The sequence below is a fragment of the Robertmurraya mesotrionivorans genome, from assembly GCF_050971805.1.
In the GTDB taxonomy this organism is placed as follows: domain Bacteria; phylum Bacillota; class Bacilli; order Bacillales; family Cytobacillaceae; genus Robertmurraya_A.
Genome location: NZ_JBPCCH010000008.1, coordinates 108,231 through 127,188, shown reverse-complemented (window position 1 = coordinate 127,188; position 18,958 = coordinate 108,231). Strand labels below are relative to the sequence as shown.

Below are 18,958 nucleotides of genomic sequence, written 5' to 3'. Positions count from 1 at the left end.
TGGGAGGCGTAACGATGAAGGTAGCAATTGCATCTGATCACGGTGGCGTAAATATTCGAGAAGAAATTAAAAGTCTTATGGATGAAATTGGCATTAAATATGATGATTTTGGCTGTGAATGTGATACATCAGTCGATTATCCAGATTTTGCTTTGCCGGTTGCGCAAAAGGTAGCAAACGGGGAATACGATCGCGGAATCTTGATTTGTGGTACAGGAATCGGAATGAGCATTGCTGCAAACAAAGTAAACGGCATTCGTTGTGCCCTTGTTCATGACGTATTTAGTGCCAAAGCAACTCGTCAGCATAACGACAGCAATATGCTAGCGATGGGAGAAAGAGTCATCGGACCTGGACTGGCACGTGAAATTGCCCTTGCCTGGCTTGAAACAGAATTTGAAGGCGGAAGACATGCAAACAGAATTGGGAAAATAAGCGATTACGAGAAAAGCAAGTAAGTCGATGGAGGGGTACAAATGACAAGTGATTTGTCCATTTGGAAAAACCAGCTGCAAACGATTTTAGCAGATTTTTCGGACCAAGTAGTGTTAACGGACAAGCATGTTCTTGTGATTGGGTGCAGCACGAGTGAGGTGATTGGGAAGAAAATTGGTACAGCGGGTACAAATGAAGTGGCTGAGCTAATTTTCTCAAGTCTTCGTGAATTCAGTCAACAAACAGGAGTAGCCCTTGCTTTTCAGTGCTGTGAGCATTTAAATCGTGCCCTTGTTGTTGAACGAGCGACTGCTGATCAAAAGGGTTGGGAAGAAGTGTCCGTTGTTCCGGTCAGACAAGCTGGGGGAGCGATGGCTACATATGCCTACAATCATTTTTTTGAACCGGTAGTCGTTGAGTTTATTCAAGCGGATGCGGGGATTGATATTGGAGATACTTTTATAGGGATGCATGTAAAGCATGTAGCAGTTCCGGTTCGAGCGTCGATTTCTGAGATCGGTAGTGCACATGTGACGATGGCCCGTACACGTCCGAAGTTAATTGGAGGGGCTCGAGCAATATACGAACATTCGAAGGGTAATGAGTCTTGTTCATAAAGCTTTTGCAGATTTTGCAGAGGCTTTTTTCTTTCGAATAGCGAAAAATGTTGGAAAAAGACGAAAATAACGCTTTCAAAATAATTTTTTTCGTGCCTGTCATATGAAGGTTGTGTTAAGATAAAGTAGGAATTTTCAAAACTGCTATATAAATTAGTTTTAACATATAAGGGGGATTACGGATGAAGCATTTAGCACAGCAAGATACGCAAGTTTTACAAGCTATTCAAGAAGAATTAGGCCGTCAAAGAACTAAGATTGAACTAATTGCATCAGAAAACTTTGTAAGTGAAGCGGTAATGGAAGCACAAGGATCTGTTTTAACAAACAAATATGCAGAAGGTTACCCAGGCAAGCGTTACTACGGTGGCTGTGAGCATGTTGATGTTGTAGAAGACATCGCTCGTGACCGCGCAAAGGCAATCTTCGGTGCTGAGCATGTAAACGTACAACCTCACTCAGGTGCTCAAGCCAATATGGCAGTTTACTTTACTGTTCTTGAGCAAGGTGACACGGTACTTGGGATGAACTTATCACATGGTGGTCACTTAACACACGGAAGCCCGGTTAACTTCAGTGGTGTTCAGTATAACTTCGTAGAATACGGAGTGGACGAGCAAACACAAACAATTGACTATGACATCGTTCGCGCAAAAGCATTAGAGCATAAGCCGAAAATGATCGTTGCTGGTGCAAGTGCATACCCTCGTGCAATCGATTTTAAAAAGTTTAGAGAAATCGCTGATGAAGTGGGCGCATACTTAATGGTCGATATGGCGCATATCGCTGGTTTAGTAGCAGCTGGCTTGCACCAAAACCCAGTACCATTCGCTGATTTCGTAACAACAACTACACATAAAACATTACGTGGACCTCGTGGTGGAATGATTTTTTGTAAAGAAGAATGGGCGAAGAAAATCGACAAGTCGATCTTCCCTGGAATTCAAGGTGGTCCATTAATGCACGTAATCGCTGCAAAGGCTGTTGCGTTCGGAGAAGCGTTACAAGATAGCTTCAAAGAATATGCAGCAAACATCATTTCTAACGCGAAGACTTTAGCTGAAAGCTTGCAAAAAGAAGGAATCAACCTTGTATCTGGTGGAACAGACAACCACCTTCTATTAATTGATGTTCGTTCTTTAGGCTTAACTGGTAAAGTAGCTGAGCACGTACTTGATGAAGTAGGAATTACAGTTAACAAAAACACGATTCCATTTGACACAGCAAGCCCATTCGTAACAAGCGGGATTCGTATCGGTACAGCAGCTGTTACTTCTCGTGGATTCGGTGCTGCTGAAATGGAAGAAATCGCAAGTATCATTAGCTTTACGTTGAAAAACCATGAAGACGAAGCAAAGCTAGCGGAAGCAAGAGATCGCGTATCTGCATTAACTAGCCGTTTCACTTTATATCCAGAAAGACAAATATAATTTTTGCTAGCCAGCCTTTTGTTTACGGGCTGGCTTTTGTTTTGTCTCAGAATTGTTACATCCAATTTCTGTTCGAGGTTGCCCACGGGAAGTTTTTTCTGTAAAATTAGACGAAGTGTTTATGAATCGAGTTAGAAAAGGAGAGATGCTAGATGGCAAAGGTATATGTGTTTGATCATCCCCTCATTCAGCATAAGCTTACATACATCCGCGAAAAAAATACAGGAACAAAGGACTTCCGTGAGCTAGTAGACGAAGTAGCAACATTAATGGCGTTTGAAATTACTCGTGACATGCCGTTAGAAGAAATCGAAATTGATACACCAGTTAGCACAATGAAATCTAATGTGTTGTCTGGAAAGAAACTAGGAATCGTCCCTATTTTACGTGCGGGAATCGGAATGGTAGATGGAATCCTAAAGCTTATCCCTGCAGCAAAGGTTGGACATATCGGTCTGTATCGTGACCCAGAAACATTGATGCCCGTTGAGTACTACGTTAAGTTACCAAGCGACGTAGAAGAGCGCGACTTCATCGTAGTTGATCCAATGCTTGCAACAGGTGGTTCAGCGATCGAAGCGATCCACTCATTGAAAAAGCGCGGCGCGAAGCATATTAAATTCATGTGCCTAATCGCAGCACCAGAAGGCGTGGACGCTCTTAAAGGAGCACACCCGGATGTAGACATCTACATCGCAGCACTAGACGAAAAATTAAACGACCACGGCTACATCGTACCTGGACTAGGTGACGCTGGTGACCGTTTGTTTGGAACGAAGTAAGAATGGGGCTAACCGCTGGGGCGGTTAGCTTTTTTGCATGGATTAGTTGATGTATGATGAGAGGGTTTGTTATCTGGACAACTAATCCCACTAGCGCAAGATTTAAGTCCGATTAAAGGTACTATTCGGACAAAAAGAGGGCCGGTGAAGGGAGTTGAGTCTGAATGGAGGAGTCATTCGGACAGGAAGAGAGCAGGTGAAGGGAGTTGAGTCTGAATGGAGGAGTCATTCGGACAGGAAGAGGGCCGGTGAAGGAAGTTGAGTCTGAATGGAGGTGTCATTCGGACAGGAAGAGAGCAGGGAACAGGAGTTGAGTCTGAATAGAGGAGTCATTCGGACAGGAAGAGGGCAGGTGAAGGTAGTTGAGTCTGAATGGAGGTGTCATTCGGACAAGAAGAGAGCAGGTGAAGGGAGTTGAGTCTGAATGGAGGAGTCATTCGGACAGGAAGAGAGCAGGTGAAGGGAGTTGAATCTGAATGGAGATGTCATTCGGACAAGAAAAAGGGTTGGAACCAGGATAGAGTCTGAATAGAAATTCGATTAGGGACGGAAAGGTGGACCGCAACTAGCTTCAAGTTCGAATATATTCAACTACATACTTCATTAACTCCGCCAACAATCCAACCTTCAATCCTCCGGCATTAAAAATGGCACTATTGATCACTCCCACTACGCATAACTCCCCGACCTATGACAAAACCTAGTAAAAAACTTCGGAGGTGCTCACAAGCGTGAAATCAAGTATCATCATCATTTTAACAGCCGTGGTATTCTCATTTGTTTGCACTCCAACCACATCAGCGAAAACGCTCATCCATCCGCCCATTCCTGAAGAATCTCCAGAAGCTGAAAAAGTGGCAATCGTGACATTACCAACAAAGAAAAATGAACAAGAAATTAAAGAGCTCATCCAACCATACAGGGATCTCGAGCTACGTCATATTTTTACAGAGGCTCTTAACGGGTTTTCGGTAAAAGGAACGAAGAGGTCATTAGATAAGTTAGCTCAAACGAATAAGGTGGAGTCGGTTTCCCCTGTTAGTACATATAGCGTTCAATCGGAAACGAATACCGAGATCATCGGTGCAGAAACGATTAGGGGCTATTTTGATCCGAAAAATCAAAGGCTTACCGGAAAGGGGATCACCGTTGGGGTCATCGATACGGGCATTGATTACAACCATCCTGACTTAAGACGAAGCTATAAAAGAGGCTATGATCTGGTCGATATTGATGATGATCCGATGGAAACGAAGGGAATGTACGGCCAAAGCACCTTACATGGGACACATGTGGCCGGCATTATTGCGGCAAACGGAAAGATCCAAGGGGTGGCTCCTGACGCGAAGATTATTGCCTATCGTGCGCTTGGTCCAGGCGGCTCGGGAACAACAGAACAAGTCCTTGCTGCGATTGATAAAGCCATCAAAGATAAAGTAGATGTCTTAAATCTATCGCTGGGAAACAATGTGAATGGTCCTGATTTACCAATATCTCTTGCTCTGAATAAAGCGGTAGAAAACGGAATTGTCGCTGTAACCTCGTCTGGTAACTCTGGACCGAATATGTGGACGGTTGGTTCTCCTGGTACGGCAGCAAAGGCCATATCGGTTGGTGCCTCTACACCAATTTTAAAAGTTCCATATCTCACGATCGATGGAAGAAAAGATACATTAAGGCTCGAACCCATGCAGGGCTCTATTGATTGGAAGCTTGATCGGTCGTATGAAGTGGTATACGGCAAGCTTGGGAAAAAAGAAGATCTCACCGATGTAGCAGGGAAAATTGCTCTTGTACAGCGAGGGGAGCTTACTTTTTCAGAAAAAGCATGGTATGCACAAAATGCAGGTGCCGTTGCGGTGATTATTTTTAACAATATGAACGGGGAATTTGTTGGAAACTTAGATCGTCCCATCGATATACCTGTGGCGACCATGTCCAAACAGGTAGGTTCAGAAATAGTTGGCTCAATGGCTAGCCAAAAAATACTTGCAAAAACAAATATAATAGAAGAAAAGGATTTGCTTGCCAGCTTTAGTTCGAGAGGACCTGTTACTGCCACTTGGGAGATTAAGCCAGATGTGGTAGCGCCTGGAGTAGCGATAAAGAGCACAATACCTGGGGGGTACTTAGCCCTTCAAGGAACAAGTATGGCGGCTCCCCATGTGGCTGGAGCCGCGGCTCTTATCAAACAAGCTCATCCTGATTGGGGACCGGAAGATATCAAGGCTGCTCTCATGAATACGGCCATTCCTATTGTTGATGGAAAAAACGTTCCTTATAAAACGTACGAGCAAGGTGCTGGAAGAATAAGAATTCCTGAAGCGATCCAAACCGATACGCTCGTGAAGCCAGCTTCCTTGCAATTTGGGAAGTTCAAGTTAGTAGAAAGGCAGCATGAGCACACACAACAGCTTACTTTTAAAAATGTAAGCGATCATCGAATGACCTATAGATTCGAGGTTCCTCATCAAAAGGATGGAATACAGTTCGAACTGCCGCATTCTTTCTCTGTAGAAGCGGGAAAAGAAAAAACGGTGAACGTTACGATGAGTGTGGATCCAAATGAACTTACGAAGAAGATACATGAAGGTCATTTGACCATCATGGCTGGCTCTCAAAAGGTGAGTGTCCCATATCTATATGTTTTAGAGGAACCAAACTACCCGCGTATTATGGGGTTTGAATTTGGTCCGGGAGATAAACAGGGTGTGTATCATTACGAAGTGTATTTGCCGGGTGGAGCAGATGAATTTGGAATTGCTCTCTTTGATCCAGACACGTATCGGTTCGTCAAATTCTTAGATTGGAAACGGAATGTAGGGAGAGGAATGCTGAAGATGGACATCCTGCCCGACCAACTACCAGAAAATGGATTATACTTAGCAAAGGTTTTTGCGAAAAAAGCAGGAAAAGAAGATATGGTTGAAACGGGGATTGCAGTCTCGAAAGTGAAAGAGCGGTAAGGAAAACAGGGAGCGAGAACGACACTCGCTCCATTTGCAATAGGAAAATAAAAAACTTTTTGAACATAATGTGAACGATAAATTCTATTGTTTGAATTGTGAACTTTTTCACTCCAAACTAATTGACATTGACAAGTGCCTATTGTATGCTTACAAAGGGTATTAATGATAGGGTTTTCAACATGGGTACTGTATAAATATAGCTTTCCTAAACCGGCAAGTCCATAGTGAAAACATTCTTCTATCTACAAGTCTCTTTAAAAGGACGTGCCTGAAATGAATCAAAAAAACCGTCGTCCATATCAAGCAATGGCGTTAATGTCGGGGATTCTTTCGCAGTTGGTAGGCTCCGTATTAATCGGCATTTTTGCTGGAAGATGGCTTGACCGTTCACTGGACACCGAGCCGCTCTTTTTAATCATCGGACTACTCCTCGGATTAGCCGCTGGCGTATATGCCATGATCAGACTAATTCAACATTTCTTTTCAGGAGATAATAAGTGATGCCCGAAATACAACTGATCTACATCCGGCAACGAAAGTACATATTCTTCTTACTAGCTTTATACGTGCTAGGGTGGGGATTCACCTCATATCAAACTATTTTTTTAGGGCTTATTTTAGGTACGAGCTTAAGCCTTTTTAATTTGTGGTTATTGGCCAGAAGGACTATTAAATTCGGCGATGCGATAGCAAAAGGCGAAAAGGTCCGTTCCCTCGGCATGTTTTCAAGAATGGCGACGGCTGTTTTAGCGGTGATGATCGCCCTTGAATATCCTGACAAGCTCCATCTTTATAGCGTAATTATTGGATTAATGACCTCATATGTGGTTATTATGATAGATTTTTTTCTTCAAGCATTTCATTCACATAAATAGCGGGGAAGAGAGGTGAATACTGTGCATCATGAAGCTCCTTTATATGACTTTATGGGCCTAACCTTTAACTTATCAAATGTACTGATGATAACAATTGCAAGTGCGATTGTCTTTATCATCGCAGTGCTTTCCACTCGTTCATTGGCTATGAAACCTACGGGGATACAAAACTTCTTCGAATGGGTAATGGATTTCGTCAAAGGAATCATTAATAGTACGATGGATTGGAAAGACGGTGGGAGATTCCACATACTGGGTATTACTTTAATTATGTATATATTCGTATGTAATATGCTTGGACTTCCATTTGGAATTACGTATGACCATACACTTTGGTGGAAATCACCAACAGCTGATCCAGTGATCACACTGACGTTAGCAACAATGGTCGTTGGGCTTTCTCACTATTATGGTGTAAAGCTGAAGGGAGTAAAAGAATACGGTCGCGATTTCGTTCGACCAATGTGGTTCTTGTTCCCGCTGAAACTTATTGAAGAGTTTGCAAACACCTTAACACTCGGGCTTCGTCTTTACGGTAACATATATGCAGGGGAAATCCTTCTAACGTTACTAGCAGGAAGTCTAGCAACTGGAGTCGGCGGCCATCTCGCTGCGGTCATTCCAATGCTTGCTTGGCAAGGGTTCTCAATCTTTGTCGGCGCGATTCAGGCGTTTATCTTCACCATGTTAACAATGGTATACTTGGCACACAAAGTGAGTCATGACCATTAATATATACCCGTTCATTTAATGAACAAAAAATAAAAAAATTAGCTTATACATTTTAAGGAGGAACTTTATAATGGGTCTTTTAGCAGCAGCAATTGCAATTGGTTTAGCGGCACTAGGTGCAGGTATTGGTAACGGTCTTATCGTATCTAAAACAGTTGAGGGTATCGCTCGTCAACCAGAAGCTCGTGGTATGCTTCAAACAACTATGTTCATCGGGGTAGCGTTAGTAGAAGCGGTTCCGATCATCGGCGTAGTTATCGCGTTCATGGTTATCGGCGGCTAATATACGGTTTTTTAACAAAACAATGGCGAAGAACATATTACGTGCAGCTTCGCCATTCCTTTATGTTCATCTATTAACATTTGTAACGATAGAAATGTAAGTGTACGACTCTTGAAGGGAGTGAGCAAGGGTGTTAACAAGCAGTCTAGTATTAGGTGCAGCTGGTGGTGGCTTTAACGAAGGGGATATTCTATTCCAATTAGTAACATTTATCATCTTGTTAGCATTACTTAAGAAGTTTGCATGGGGTCCGTTAATGGGCATCATGAAACAACGTGAAGAGCATATTGCTGGAGAAATTAATGCTGCTGAACAAAGCCGCGGTGAAGCAAAGCAATTACTAGAAGAGCAACGTACGCTTTTAAAAGAAGCTCGTACAGAAGCTCAAGGATTAATTGAAAATGCGAAAAAGCAAGGCGATGTACAGCGTGAAGAAATTATTGCGTTAGCGCGTGCGGAAGCAGACCGTCTGAAGGAATCTGCTAAGCTTGAAATCGAACAGCAAAAAGACCAAGCGGTTGCTGCTATTCGTGAACAAGTCGCTTCATTATCTGTACTTATTGCTTCTAAAGTGATTGAAAAAGAACTTTCAGCTGCAGATCAAGAGAAGCTAATCAATGAATATATCCAAGAGGCAGGAGAAGGGCGATGAGCAACTCGACTGTAGCGAAGCGCTATGCGTTAGCTCTTTTTCGACTAGCAAAAGAGCATCAACTTCTTGACCAAATGGAAAATGAAATGCGTGTAGTTAAAAATGTAGTAAAAAATAACGGCGACCTAGGTGTTGTCTTGAAGTCTCCTAAGCTTACGAATGAGAAGAAAAAGGAGATTATTAAACAGGCATTCTCTGGTGCTAGCGTGTACGTTCTAAATACGTTAATGATCTTAATTGATCGTCATCGTGAAGACTACATTGAAGCAGTAGCTGATTATTTTATTGAATTCGCAAATGATGAAAGAGGAATTGCTGAGGCGAAAGTGTACTCCACTCGTCCGCTAACAGAAGCTGAGCAACAAGCATTATCTGCTTCTTTTGCAGCTAAAGTTGGGAAGCAATCTCTCCGTATTGAAAATATTGTTGATACCAATCTGCTCGGCGGCATCAAGCTTCGAATCGGAAACCGAATTTTCGACGGTAGCTTGCGCGGAAAGCTGGAGCGCTTGGAACGTCAATTGTTAGGCTAAGATTCGTAGATAGGGGTGAAACTCATGAGCATCAATGCTGAAGAAATTAGTGCGCTGATAAAACAGCAAATCGAAAACTATCAGTCGGAAATTCAAGTGAGTGATGTAGGTACTGTTATCCAAATTGGTGACGGAATTGCTCGTGCTCATGGTCTTGACAATGTAATGTCAGGTGAGCTAGTTGAATTTTCGAACGGCGTTATGGGTATGGCGCAAAACCTAGAAGAAAATAACGTTGGTATTATCATCCTTGGACCTTTCACTGATATTCGTGAAGGTGACGAGGTTCGTCGTACAGGACGTATCATGGAGGTTCCAGTTGGTGAAGAGCTAATTGGCCGCGTGGTAAACCCTCTTGGACAACCGGTTGACGGTATGGGTCCAATTCAAACAACAAAATCTCGTCCAATTGAAGCTGGAGCACCTGGTGTTATGGATCGTAAATCTGTACACGAGCCACTTCAAACGGGTATTAAAGCGATTGACGCACTTGTGCCAATCGGTCGTGGTCAACGTGAGTTAATCATCGGAGACCGTCAAACAGGTAAAACATCTGTTGCTATCGATACAATCCTTAACCAAAAGGATCAGAACATGGTATGTATCTATGTAGCCATCGGACAAAAGGAATCAACGGTTCGTAACGCAGTTGAAACCCTTCGTAAAATGGGTGCATTAGAGTACACAATCGTTGTAACAGCTTCTGCATCTCAACCAGCTCCATTATTATACTTAGCTCCTTATGCTGGTGTAACAATGGGTGAAGAATTCATGTACAATGGCAAGCACGTACTAGTAGTATACGATGATCTTTCTAAGCAAGCTGCAGCTTACCGTGAATTATCACTATTACTACGTCGTCCTCCAGGTCGTGAAGCATATCCAGGGGATGTATTCTACCTACACAGCCGTCTATTAGAGCGTGCTGCAAAGCTTAGCGATGCAAAGGGTGCTGGTTCAATCACAGCTCTTCCATTCATCGAAACTCAAGCAGGTGACGTATCTGCTTATATTCCAACAAACGTAATTTCGATTACGGACGGACAAATCTTCTTACAATCTGACCTATTCTTCTCTGGTGTACGTCCAGCGATCAACGCAGGTCTTTCTGTATCACGTGTAGGGGGCTCTGCCCAAATCAAAGCGATGAAAAAGGTTGCAGGTACACTGCGTCTTGACCTTGCTTCATACCGTGAGCTAGAAGCATTTGCTCAGTTCGGATCTGACTTAGATAAAGCAACGCAAGCAAAACTTAACCGTGGTGCTCGTACAGTTGAAGTTCTTAAGCAAGATCTTAACAAGCCGTTAAAAGTAGAGAAGCAAGTAATGATTCTTTACGCATTAACTAGAGGTCATTTAGATGATATTCCGGTAACGGATATCCAGCGTTTCGAAGGTGAGTTCTTATCTTGGTTAGACCACAACCGCAAGGACGTGCTTGACCAAATCGTAACAACAAAAGACCTTCCGGCTGACGATGTATTAGTTTCTGCAATTAACGACTTCAAAAAGACGTTTGCTATTAGCGAGTAATTAATGAATGGGAAGAGGAAGACCGGTTCTTCCTCTTTCCCAAGTGTTTCACTTTGAAAACAAGGTGGTGAGAATCTGTGGCATCATTACGCGATATAAAATCTCGTATTACTTCGACGAAGAAGACGAGCCAAATTACAAAAGCCATGCAAATGGTATCTGCTGCAAAGATGAATCGTGCGGAAATGAACGCGAAAGCATTCGTTCCTTACATGACGAAGATTCAAGAGGTTACTGCTTCGATCGCACAAGGAAGTAAGGGCGTGCAAAACCCATTGCTTACAAGCCGTCCGGTAAAAAAGACTGGGTATGTAGTCATTTCTTCTGACCGTGGTCTTGCGGGTGCATACAACAGTAACGTTCTAAGGCAGCTATTTAATACGATTAAAAGCCGTCACAAATCAAACGACGAGTTTGCGATTATCGCAATCGGACGTGTTGGCCGTGACTTTTTTAAGAAACGCAATATGCCGGTTATTCTGGACATTATTGGAGTTCCAGATCAACCAAGCTTCGCTGAAATAAAAGACATCGCATCAAAGACCGTTGGCATGTTTGCTGATGAGACATTTGATGAGTTGTACCTATATTACAGCCACTACGTAAGTGCGATTCAACAGGATGTAACGGAGAAGAAGCTTCTTCCTCTAACTGATATTAAGTCAGAAGGGAAACTTACATCTTACGAGTTTGAACCATCTGCGGAGGAAATTCTTGATGTCCTATTGCCACAGTACGCGGAAAGCCTAATTTATGGCGCCCTTCTTGACAGTAAAGCAAGTGAGCATGCTGCAAGGATGACTGCTATGAAGAATGCAACAGACAACGCAAATGATCTAATCAGCAACCTAAGCCTTGTCTACAACCGTGCACGACAAGCGGCAATTACACAAGAAATTACTGAGATTGTTGGTGGAGCAGCGGCACTAGAATAGTAAGCTAACCACTCTTTTATAAAATTAGACTTTTTGAAGTTAGAGACTTGTCTAGCTTCAGCGCCTAGCCCCTCGAGGTCACAAGTCAATCCTTTCCGGAGGTCAGGACCTCCTACAAGGCTCGCCTTGTGCTTGTCGGGGCTGAACGAGGCGCTTACGCATTTCTATTAGGAGGGAACACAATGACTAAAGGACGCGTTCTTCAAGTTATGGGTCCGGTTGTTGACGTAAAGTTCGAAAGCGGTCATCTACCACAGATCTATAATGCACTTAAAATTGTAAACAACGCGCAGAGCGAATCTGAAGTTGATATCAACTTAACCCTTGAAGTTGCCCTTCACTTAGGTGACGATACAGTTCGTACCATCGCAATGGCTTCTACTGATGGATTAACTCGTGGAATCGAAGTAGAAGACACTGGTGCTGCTATCTCTGTACCAGTTGGTGATGTAACACTTGGACGTGTATTTAACGTACTTGGTGAGGCAATCGACTTAAATGAGCAGATTCCTGCGAGTGCTCGTCGCGACTCTATCCATAGAGAAGCACCAAAATTCGAGCAACTTTCTACACAAGTAGAAATTCTTGAAACAGGTATCAAAGTAGTAGACCTACTTGCTCCATATATTAAAGGTGGAAAAATCGGTCTATTCGGTGGTGCCGGTGTAGGTAAAACAGTTCTTATCCAGGAGTTAATCAACAACATCGCTCAAGAGCACGGCGGTATCTCGGTATTCGCAGGTGTTGGTGAGCGTACACGTGAAGGTAACGACCTTTACCACGAAATGACTGACTCTGGAGTTATTAAGAAAACAGCGATGGTATTCGGACAAATGAACGAGCCGCCTGGAGCACGTATGCGTGTTGCTCTAACGGGTCTGACAATGGCTGAATTCTTCCGTGACGACCAAGGACAAGACGTTCTTTTCTTCATGGATAACATCTTCCGTTTCACACAAGCAGGTTCTGAGGTTTCTGCCCTATTAGGCCGTATGCCATCAGCGGTAGGTTACCAACCAACTCTTGCTACTGAAATGGGTCGACTGCAAGAACGTATCACATCTACTAACGTAGGTTCTGTTACATCTATCCAAGCGATTTACGTACCTGCCGATGACTATACGGATCCGGCTCCAGCTACAACTTTCGCTCACTTAGATGCAACAACTAACCTTGAGCGTAAGCTTTCTGAGATGGGTATCTACCCTGCGGTGGATCCACTTGCTTCAACTTCTCGTGCATTGTCACCTGATATCGTTGGAGAAGAGCACTACTCAGTTGCTCGTCAAGTACAATCAACATTACAACGTTATAAAGAACTTCAAGATATTATTGCGATCCTAGGTATGGATGAGCTTTCTGACGAAGATAAGCTTATCGTAGCTCGTGCTCGTCGTATCCAGTTCTTCTTATCTCAAAACTTCCACGTGGCTGAACAGTTCACGGGACAACCAGGTTCATATGTTCCTGTTAAAGAAACGGTGAAAGGCTTCAAAGAAATCCTAGAAGGTAAGTATGACCATCTTCCAGAAGATGCATTCCGTCTTGTAGGTAGAATTGAAGAAGTAATCGAATCAGCAAAGAAAATGGGCGTAGAGGTCTAAAATAGGACCAGGAGGGTAAAAAATGAAGACGATTAAAGTCAGTGTTGTTACTCCCGATGGCCCGGTGTATGAATCAGATGTGGAAATGGTAAGCACGAAAGCTCAAAGTGGTGAGCTAGGTATTTTACCAGGACATATTCCAATGGTCGCACCGTTACAAATTGGATCTGTTCGTTTGAAAAACGGCGGCAAAACAGAATACGTAGCAGTAAGTGGCGGTCTTTTAGAAGTGCGCCCTGACCAAGTGTCAATCTTGGCTCAATCTGCGGAAGTATCTGATAGCATCGACGTCGAACGCGCACTACGTGCAAAAGAGCGTGCAGAAGAACGCCTGCGCGAGCAACAACGTGCACACGTAGACTTCAAGCGTGCCGAAATGGCATTGCAACGTGCCATCAACCGTATCTCTGTTTCAGAGAAGCGATAAAACAATCAATCAACCCCCTTGGGCGATCCTTAGTCAGATCGTCGGAGGGGGTTTTTTATGTTTTGATTTCTTGGAGAGCGGGAAAATGGGGGTACGGTAGTTTGGTTCATGTGTGGGTGTGGAAAAACAGTGAGGCGGTAACCAAAGTGGGAGTTAGATTCCCGTGAGTGAGGGGAAAACAGTGAGGCGGTAACCAAAGTGGGGGTTAGGTTCCCGTGAGCGAGGGAAAAACAGTGAGGCGGTAACCAAAGTGGGGGTTAGGTTCCCGTGGGCGAGGGAAAAACAGTGAGGCGGTAACCAAAGTGGGGGTTAGGTTCCCGTGAGCGAGGGAAAAACAGTGAGGCGGTAACCAAAGTGGGGGTTAGGTTCCCGTGAGCGAGGGAAAAACAGTGAGGCGGTAACCAAAGTGGGAGTTAGGTTCCCATGAGTGAGGAAAAAGCTGTGTGACGGTAACCAAAGTTGGACTTTAGTGCCCGTAGAGCCGATAAAAGAGTCCGAATGGTAACTGAAAGAGTGTTTCAATGCCCGTGGAGCCGATAAAAGAGTCCGAACGATAACTGAAAGAGCGTTTCAATGCCCATAGAGCAAGACAAACAACCCCGATGGTAACTGAAACACCATCTCAATGCCCATAGCCCATAAAAAAACTCGTTCACGGTAACTGAACCAAACATACAGCCCCAAACAACTACAAAAATCACCCCAATAATCAAACAATCCTCAAAAATAACAACAATATTTTCATATTTTCAAAATATTATTGATTATTCTCACAGACAAACACCGCTTTTTACCATTTAATAGAATAAAGATTATTATTTCACATACTATATCCTCGAGGGACAAGAAAACATTTTTTTAGAAATTCCAATAAAAGTCTTTGGCTTGTCGACACAAATTTGTAACAGTGTTATAATGAATTCGGTTACATAATTAAATGTTTAGAAAATTATAAGACATTGGAGGGGATGGACATGGAGCTGTTAAATGTATATCAGAATAACTATCTGATTGTCTTTGTGTTTCTATGTCTAGGTGTTTTATTACCTGTGGTTGCGCTGTTTCTTGGGAAACTATTGCGTCCGTATAAGCCTTATGATGCGAAGTACACCACATACGAAAGCGGAATTGAACCATTTCACGATTCAAGAGTGCAGTTCAATGTCCGCTATTATATTTTTGCTCTAATGTTTGTAATCTTTGATGTAGAAACCGTGTTTCTTTATCCATGGGCAGTAGCTTATGAGAAACTCGGTATCTTTGCATTGATTGAAATGTTTATTTTCGTATTAATGCTGCTTGTAGGACTTGTCTACGCTTGGAAGAAGAAGGTGTTAAAATGGACTTAAAATTGGAAAACATCTCACCAGAAGAATTAGAAGAGTTAAAGAGAAATGTATTTTTAACGACACTGGAACAAATTAAAGCATGGGCGCGAAGCAATTCATTGTGGCCAATGACGTTCGGGCTTGCTTGTTGTGCGATCGAAATGATGGGCGTAGGTTCTTCACACTATGACCTTGACCGATTCGGATCGTTTTTTCGTACGTCTCCACGTCAGTCAGATGTCATGATTGTATCGGGTACTGTGACGAAGAAAATGGCGCCAATTGTCCGCCGACTATACGATCAAATGCCTGAGCCTAAGTGGGTAATCGCTATGGGATCATGTGCGACAGCAGGTGGACCTTATGTAAAGTCGTATGCGGTCGTTAAAGGTGTCGATCAAATCGTACCTGTCGATGTGTATATCCCAGGCTGCCCTCCTAACCCAGCAGCACTTATTTACGGAATTAATAAATTAAGGGAAAAAATTCGCTATGAGGCTAAGACTGGGAAGAGGGTGATCTAATCCATGAGTGGGGAAAAGGACCTGGAACAGTTAAAAAAGGAAGCTGCGGAAAAAGCCAAAGCTGCCGCACTTGCAAAAATGAAAGCGAAGGAAGCTTCAACAGAAGCATCCAATGAGAAGCCGATGACGGATGAGGAAAAAGCAAAAGCAAAGGCTGCCGCCGCTGCAAAGGCGAAAGCTGCTGCGTTAGCGAAAATGAAGGAAAAAGAGCAAGCCGAAGAAGAATCGTCTAGCTCAGAGGACACGGATTTAGCTAAACAAAAAGCTGCCGCAAAAGCCAAAGCCGCCGCAGCCGCAAAAGCGAAGGCCGCTGCACTAGCAAAACAGCAAGGTGGAGCAGAAGAAGCACCAGCGGGAGACGACGAAAAGGCAAAAGCGATCGCCGCGGCGAAAGCCAAAGCCGCAGCAGCCGCGAAAGCAAAGGCTGCCGCACTTGCAAAACAGCAAGGCGGGGCAGAAGGTGCTCCAGCAGGAGACGATGAAAAGGCGAAAGCGATCGCAGCAGCAAAGGCCAAAGCCGCAGCCGCTGCCAAAGCGAAAGCTGCAGCACAAGGCGGAACTGCTGGAGATGATGAAAAAGCAAAGGCGATTGCTGCCGCGAAAGCCAAAGCTGCTGCTGCAGCCGCTGCAAGAGCTAAAGCAAAGCCTGCTGAGGAAGAGGCTCCTGAAGAGCTGGTCCCTTCGCCAAACCAACCGTATTTGGATAAATACGTGAAGGTCATTGAAGAGCATCTGGGCAAAGATGTATTAGAAGACTTCTATATTAATAATCTGTCGAAGGACGTACCAACCTTGGTGGCAAAGCCGGAAACATATTATAAAATTGCTGAGTTCCTTCGTTATAATGAGCAGCTTGGCTTCAATTATTTATCAGAATTTCATGGGGGAGATTTTGAGACGCACATGGAAGTGTATGCTCATCTTTACTCATATAATAACCAGCAATCCGTTGCGTTAAAGGTGAAGATTGATCGCGAGAAACCTGAGGTGGAGTCGCTTTCGAAGCTTTGGGCAGGTGCCAACTGGCCTGAGTGTGAAGCATATGACTTACTTGGAATTCATTTTAAAAATCATCCGAACTTATACCGAATTATGCTCGGTGATGATTGGATTGGTCACCCTCTACGCAAAGACTATGAACCATACGATGTGGAGGTGTAACGAGTGCTTCGAACGGAAGAAATGCTATTAAACGTAGGGCCTCAGCATCCAAGTACGCATGGTGTATTCCGACTGGTGTTGAAAATTGATGGAGAAATCATCAAGGAAGCAAAGCCGGTCATTGGATATTTACACCGCGGAACGGAAAAGTTAGCTGAGAATCTACAATACACTCAAATCATTCCTTACACAGACAGACTCGATTATTTAGCAGCGATGACGAACAACTATGTGCTCTGTCATGCAGTTGAAACGATGATGGATTTAAAGATTCCAGACCGAGCGGAATACCTAAGAGTAATCGCGATGGAGCTTGGTCGAGTTGCTAGTCATCTCGTTTGGTGGGGTACATATTTACTGGATATTGGAGCGGTAAGTCCGTTTCTATACGCGTTCCGTGAGCGTGAAATGATTATTAATATGTTAAATGAATTATCCGGTGCGCGTCTTACTTTTAACTACATGCGTGTAGGAGGCGTGAAGTGGGATGCACCTGAGGGCTGGATTGAAAAAGTGGGAGAGTTTATCCCCTATATGCGTGAGCAGCTAAAAGGCTATCATGACCTCGTGACGGGGAATGAAATTTTCATGAACCGGGTTAAGGGTGTGGGTCGCTACACGAAAGAAGATGCGATTAATTACTCATTAAGTGGAGCTAATCTAAGATGTACCGGAGTTAAATGGGATCTTCGCAAAGATGAGCCGTATTCGATTTATGACCGTTTTGACTTTGATGTTCCTGTTCAAGAGGGTGGAGACGCATGGGCAAGATACCATGTTCGTTTAGATGAGCTCGAGGAATCTTTGAAAATCTTAGAACAAGCAGTCGAGCAGTTCCCGAAAGAAGGGGAAATCCTCGCTAAAGTTCCAAAGATTATTAAAGCACCAAAGGGTGAGGCGTACGTTCGTATCGAGTCACCTCGTGGAGAAATTGGATGTTACATCGCGAGTGATGGAAAAAAAGAGCCGTACCGCTTGAAGTTTAGAAGACCTTCTTTTTACAATTTGCAAATCCTTCCAAAGCTATTGGAGGGAGAAAATATAGCAAACTTAATCGCGATTTTAGGTGCAATTGATATTGTCCTAGGGGAGGTTGATGGCTAATGGTAGAGGAACTGCTGCAATCACAACCAGGACTCTTAAACTTTGGGATTTTCTTTTTACTAGCAACGGTTCTATTATTAGTGGTTTTAGGATTTGTTACGTATGCCATTTTAGCAGAAAGAAAAGTCATGGGTTTCATGCAGCTACGTCACGGACCGAATCAGGTTGGAGGACGATGGGGGCTTTTGCAAACGGTAGCTGACGTATTAAAGCTTCTATTAAAAGAAGATACCATTCCGAAGCTAGCAGACCGCCCACTCTTTATTCTTGCTCCTGTCATTGCGTTTGCACCGGCATTTATGGTGCTGGCAACGATTCCGTTAACCGATCACCTGCAGTTTGCTGATATTGGTGTTGGGTTATTGTACTATATCGCCATTTCAGGTTTAACCACTGTGGGAGTGGTAACAGGTGGATGGGCATCGAATAATAAGTACGCACTACTTGGTGGTATGCGTGCGGCTGCCCAAATGATTTCCTACGAAATCCCACTCGTTATGTCGGTAATTGGGGTCATCCTTTTTGCAGGCAGCTTGAATTTGAATGATATCGTCGCCGCTCAGGATGAGCAAGGATGGTTCATTATTTGGCAACCGATTGCGTTTCTTGTGTTTATCATCGCTTCCGTTGCTGAGTTAAACCGTACGCCGTTTGACTTACCAGAAGCCGAGTCCGAACTAGTAGCGGGATTCCACGTCGAGTATTCAGGCTTCCGTTGGGCATTTTTCATGCTCGCTGAATATGTATATCTATTCGCGATGGCATCACTAACAACCGTGTTATTTTTAGGAGGATGGCTACCGCCGTTCGACTTCTTAGGATTCATTCCGGGAGCCGTATGGTTCGCCCTAAAATTCAGCGTCGTCATCTTCTTCCTAGTCTGGATCCGAGTCACCTTCCCGCGCCTAAGAGCGGATCAACTGATGGAATTCGGATGGAAAGTATTACTACCAGTCGCATTAGCGAATATTTTCCTAACCGCATTGGTGAAAGAATTGTTAAAGCTTTTTTAAGATAGAAACTCTGTTGATTAT

The 18,958-nt window shown here is 43.7% G+C and carries 21 protein-coding genes; all 21 read left to right on the top strand.

Going from position 1 to position 18,958, the window contains the following annotated elements:
- The first annotated feature begins 14 nt into the window (after positions 1-14).
- The gene (gene rpiB / locus ACRX5O_RS14420) at positions 15-458 is read left to right on the top strand and encodes a ribose 5-phosphate isomerase B (protein WP_433906577.1); all 444 of its coding nucleotides are present in this window, start codon (positions 15-17) and stop codon (positions 456-458) included.
- Between the two features lie 18 nt (positions 459-476).
- The gene (locus ACRX5O_RS14415; protein ID WP_433906576.1) at positions 477-1,052 is read left to right on the top strand and encodes a TIGR01440 family protein; all 576 of its coding nucleotides are present in this window, start codon (positions 477-479) and stop codon (positions 1,050-1,052) included.
- Positions 1,053-1,234: 182 nt separating this feature from the next.
- The gene (gene glyA, locus ACRX5O_RS14410) at positions 1,235-2,482 is read left to right on the top strand and encodes a serine hydroxymethyltransferase (RefSeq protein ID WP_433906575.1); all 1,248 of its coding nucleotides are present in this window, start codon (positions 1,235-1,237) and stop codon (positions 2,480-2,482) included.
- Between the two features lie 152 nt (positions 2,483-2,634).
- Positions 2,635-3,264 carry a uracil phosphoribosyltransferase gene (gene upp, locus ACRX5O_RS14405; RefSeq protein WP_433906574.1) on the top strand — a complete coding sequence of 210 codons (630 nt, stop codon included), beginning with the start codon at positions 2,635-2,637 and terminating at the stop codon, positions 3,262-3,264.
- 268 nt (positions 3,265-3,532) lie between these two features.
- On the top strand, positions 3,533-3,682 hold the full coding sequence (locus ACRX5O_RS14400) for a hypothetical protein (protein ID WP_433906573.1): 150 nt from the start codon (positions 3,533-3,535) through the stop codon (positions 3,680-3,682).
- Positions 3,683-3,995: 313 nt separating this feature from the next.
- Positions 3,996-6,230 carry a S8 family serine peptidase gene (locus ACRX5O_RS14395; RefSeq protein ID WP_433906572.1) on the top strand — a complete coding sequence of 745 codons (2,235 nt, stop codon included), beginning with the start codon at positions 3,996-3,998 and terminating at the stop codon, positions 6,228-6,230.
- A gap of 276 nt (positions 6,231-6,506) precedes the next feature.
- A complete protein-coding gene (locus ACRX5O_RS14390; protein ID WP_430774492.1) occupies positions 6,507-6,734 on the top strand; it encodes an AtpZ/AtpI family protein in 228 nt (75 codons plus the stop codon).
- Positions 6,734-7,108 carry an ATP synthase subunit I gene (locus ACRX5O_RS14385; RefSeq protein WP_433906571.1) on the top strand — a complete coding sequence of 125 codons (375 nt, stop codon included), beginning with the start codon at positions 6,734-6,736 and terminating at the stop codon, positions 7,106-7,108. Before ACRX5O_RS14390 ends, ACRX5O_RS14385 begins: the two co-directional genes overlap by 1 nt.
- Positions 7,109-7,129: 21 nt before the next feature.
- On the top strand, positions 7,130-7,840 hold the full coding sequence (gene atpB / locus ACRX5O_RS14380; protein ID WP_433906651.1) for a F0F1 ATP synthase subunit A: 711 nt from the start codon (positions 7,130-7,132) through the stop codon (positions 7,838-7,840).
- Positions 7,841-7,910: 70 nt separating this feature from the next.
- Positions 7,911-8,123, top strand: coding sequence for a F0F1 ATP synthase subunit C (gene atpE / locus ACRX5O_RS14375; protein WP_066059974.1), 213 nt, complete (start codon positions 7,911-7,913; stop codon positions 8,121-8,123).
- A gap of 130 nt (positions 8,124-8,253) precedes the next feature.
- Positions 8,254-8,775 carry a F0F1 ATP synthase subunit B gene (locus tag ACRX5O_RS14370; RefSeq protein WP_317458088.1) on the top strand — a complete coding sequence of 174 codons (522 nt, stop codon included), beginning with the start codon at positions 8,254-8,256 and terminating at the stop codon, positions 8,773-8,775.
- Positions 8,772-9,308, top strand: a complete 537-nt coding sequence (locus ACRX5O_RS14365) for a F0F1 ATP synthase subunit delta (RefSeq protein ID WP_430774494.1) — start codon at positions 8,772-8,774, stop codon at positions 9,306-9,308. Before ACRX5O_RS14370 ends, ACRX5O_RS14365 begins: the two co-directional genes overlap by 4 nt.
- A gap of 24 nt (positions 9,309-9,332) precedes the next feature.
- Positions 9,333-10,841, top strand: coding sequence for a F0F1 ATP synthase subunit alpha (gene atpA, locus ACRX5O_RS14360; protein ID WP_317458086.1), 1,509 nt, complete (start codon positions 9,333-9,335; stop codon positions 10,839-10,841).
- Positions 10,842-10,918: 77 nt separating this feature from the next.
- Positions 10,919-11,776 carry a F0F1 ATP synthase subunit gamma gene (locus tag ACRX5O_RS14355; protein ID WP_119710248.1) on the top strand — a complete coding sequence of 286 codons (858 nt, stop codon included), beginning with the start codon at positions 10,919-10,921 and terminating at the stop codon, positions 11,774-11,776.
- A gap of 182 nt (positions 11,777-11,958) precedes the next feature.
- Positions 11,959-13,380 (top strand): F0F1 ATP synthase subunit beta, encoded by a 1,422-nt coding sequence (atpD, locus tag ACRX5O_RS14350; RefSeq protein WP_119710247.1) that lies wholly within the window; start codon positions 11,959-11,961, stop codon positions 13,378-13,380.
- 22 nt (positions 13,381-13,402) lie between these two features.
- On the top strand, positions 13,403-13,807 hold the full coding sequence (locus ACRX5O_RS14345) for a F0F1 ATP synthase subunit epsilon (RefSeq protein ID WP_251520576.1): 405 nt from the start codon (positions 13,403-13,405) through the stop codon (positions 13,805-13,807).
- Positions 13,808-14,781: 974 nt separating this feature from the next.
- Positions 14,782-15,156 (top strand): NADH-quinone oxidoreductase subunit A, encoded by a 375-nt coding sequence (locus ACRX5O_RS14340; protein ID WP_433906570.1) that lies wholly within the window; start codon positions 14,782-14,784, stop codon positions 15,154-15,156.
- Positions 15,147-15,659 (top strand): NuoB/complex I 20 kDa subunit family protein, encoded by a 513-nt coding sequence (locus tag ACRX5O_RS14335; RefSeq protein WP_066059965.1) that lies wholly within the window; start codon positions 15,147-15,149, stop codon positions 15,657-15,659. Before ACRX5O_RS14340 ends, ACRX5O_RS14335 begins: the two co-directional genes overlap by 10 nt.
- Before the next feature lie 3 nt (positions 15,660-15,662).
- Complete coding sequence (locus ACRX5O_RS14330; protein WP_433906569.1) at positions 15,663-16,820, top strand: NADH-quinone oxidoreductase subunit C; 1,158 nt, start codon at positions 15,663-15,665, stop codon at positions 16,818-16,820.
- A gap of 3 nt (positions 16,821-16,823) precedes the next feature.
- Entirely contained in the window at positions 16,824-17,924 is a 1,101-nt protein-coding gene (locus ACRX5O_RS14325; protein ID WP_119710244.1) for an NADH-quinone oxidoreductase subunit D, read from the top strand.
- Positions 17,924-18,937 (top strand): NADH-quinone oxidoreductase subunit NuoH, encoded by a 1,014-nt coding sequence (gene nuoH / locus ACRX5O_RS14320; RefSeq protein ID WP_119710243.1) that lies wholly within the window; start codon positions 17,924-17,926, stop codon positions 18,935-18,937. The genes ACRX5O_RS14325 and nuoH overlap by 1 nt, the downstream gene beginning before the upstream one ends.
- The last annotated feature ends 21 nt before the right edge of the window (positions 18,938-18,958 follow it).

Bases quoted from the DNA above. Each gene is read 5' to 3' on its own strand.
- glyA (WP_433906575.1), top strand. From the start codon at position 1,235: ATGAAGCATTTAGCACAGCAAGATACGCAAGTTTTACAAGCTATTCAA.
- rpiB (WP_433906577.1), top strand. From the start codon at position 15: ATGAAGGTAGCAATTGCATCTGATCACGGTGGCGTAAATATTCGAGAA.
- nuoH (WP_119710243.1), top strand. From the start codon at position 17,924: ATGGTAGAGGAACTGCTGCAATCACAACCAGGACTCTTAAACTTTGGG.
- atpA (WP_317458086.1), top strand. From the start codon at position 9,333: ATGAGCATCAATGCTGAAGAAATTAGTGCGCTGATAAAACAGCAAATC.
- ACRX5O_RS14340 (WP_433906570.1), top strand. From the start codon at position 14,782: ATGGAGCTGTTAAATGTATATCAGAATAACTATCTGATTGTCTTTGTG.
- ACRX5O_RS14345 (WP_251520576.1), top strand. From the start codon at position 13,403: ATGAAGACGATTAAAGTCAGTGTTGTTACTCCCGATGGCCCGGTGTAT.
- ACRX5O_RS14365 (WP_430774494.1), top strand. From the start codon at position 8,772: ATGAGCAACTCGACTGTAGCGAAGCGCTATGCGTTAGCTCTTTTTCGA.
- upp (WP_433906574.1), top strand. From the start codon at position 2,635: ATGGCAAAGGTATATGTGTTTGATCATCCCCTCATTCAGCATAAGCTT.
- ACRX5O_RS14330 (WP_433906569.1), top strand. From the start codon at position 15,663: ATGAGTGGGGAAAAGGACCTGGAACAGTTAAAAAAGGAAGCTGCGGAA.
- ACRX5O_RS14400 (WP_433906573.1), top strand. From the start codon at position 3,533: ATGGAGGTGTCATTCGGACAGGAAGAGAGCAGGGAACAGGAGTTGAGT.
- ACRX5O_RS14415 (WP_433906576.1), top strand. From the start codon at position 477: ATGACAAGTGATTTGTCCATTTGGAAAAACCAGCTGCAAACGATTTTA.
- ACRX5O_RS14390 (WP_430774492.1), top strand. From the start codon at position 6,507: ATGAATCAAAAAAACCGTCGTCCATATCAAGCAATGGCGTTAATGTCG.
- atpD (WP_119710247.1), top strand. From the start codon at position 11,959: ATGACTAAAGGACGCGTTCTTCAAGTTATGGGTCCGGTTGTTGACGTA.
- ACRX5O_RS14335 (WP_066059965.1), top strand. From the start codon at position 15,147: ATGGACTTAAAATTGGAAAACATCTCACCAGAAGAATTAGAAGAGTTA.
- atpE (WP_066059974.1), top strand. From the start codon at position 7,911: ATGGGTCTTTTAGCAGCAGCAATTGCAATTGGTTTAGCGGCACTAGGT.
- ACRX5O_RS14385 (WP_433906571.1), top strand. From the start codon at position 6,734: ATGCCCGAAATACAACTGATCTACATCCGGCAACGAAAGTACATATTC.